General features: G+C 63.7%; 2 protein-coding genes. Both read right to left on the bottom strand.

Features of this window, described 5'->3' with window-relative positions; translation table 11 throughout:
- Nucleotides 1–161: 161 nt before the first annotated feature.
- Nucleotides 162–608 (bottom strand): hypothetical protein, encoded by a 447-nt coding sequence (locus AC1DT2_RS24405; protein ID WP_063573830.1) that lies wholly within the window; start codon nt 606–608, stop codon nt 162–164.
- A gap of 127 nt (nt 609–735) precedes the next feature.
- A partial coding sequence (locus tag AC1DT2_RS24400) for a phosphatidylserine decarboxylase (RefSeq protein ID WP_477299322.1) occupies nt 736–1,005 on the bottom strand: 270 nt, incomplete at its 5' end.

Raw genomic sequence — 1,005 nt, 5'->3', positions numbered from 1 at the left:
GAGCTACACGGTTCGCCGTGGGGACACCCTGGTCAGTATCGCGCGCAAGAGCAGCTGCGCGGATGTCGACGACATCGCGAAGATCAATGGCCTCAAAGGCCACGCATTGAGGGTGGGTCAGTCGATCCGCGTACCGGTCTGCCGCTGATGCGGCAGGCGCCTCACGCTACGGCGTGAGGTTCCATCCACCGGTCGCTGGCATCGCCRCTGCGGCCGGGAGCCGAGAGCTCCTTGATCTGACGCATCAGCCGGAGGATCTGCCGATGCAGGTCTTCCATGTTCGGCCGACGGGCATCGAGCGTCTCGTGATAGACCGAGGCGATCCACAGGGCCACGCCACGGGTGGCAATCAGCGGGTTTTCCGACCGGGCTTTGCCCAGGCCGATGTCCGGGCCGTGCCCGTAGGTGCTGTAGCGTTCTTCCGGCGGTGTGCCGTACAGATGGGGGAAGTCACAGGCGGCTGCCTGCTCCATTTCGCGCCGGACCAGCTGTTGCAGGTCGGCATGCGTGCGGACTGGCAGGGCCAGGACCACGCGTTCGATATCCGCGAGCTGCCTGCGGAGGCGAATTTCGCGATTGACGGCAATAAGATGGCTGACGAGACGCATGGACGACTTCCCCTAGACGGATGCTTCTTCGGTCCAGGCCCTTCCCCCGAGGGGCACCAGAAGCCCGAAGCATACGCTGCCCATACGTCAAATGTAAGACGTTTTCGTCACAAAGTGACGCCCGCCGTCACGTCTGTAACGGGGCGCCCACCCAGCGACCGATACGTTGTCCGACGACAACCTGCTGTTGTGGCTGGAGGGCATCAAGCTCGTAACCCTCCGGCAGCAGCAGGATAACCGTGGAACCCATGTTGAACCGGGCCATTTCGGCAAATCTCTCGAGGCGGATATCGCGGCCGGCGCAGTCCACCCGGATGATGTCCGAGGCGTAAGGCGGGATGGCCATGCCGTCCCAGACCGTCGCCACGCTGGATACCAGGATGGCACCGACCATGAC

The organism is Luteibacter sp. P4_E6 (genome assembly GCF_056401535.1).
The sequence above is the reverse complement of the archived record's forward strand: the minus strand, read 5'-3'. Positions and strand labels throughout refer to the sequence as shown.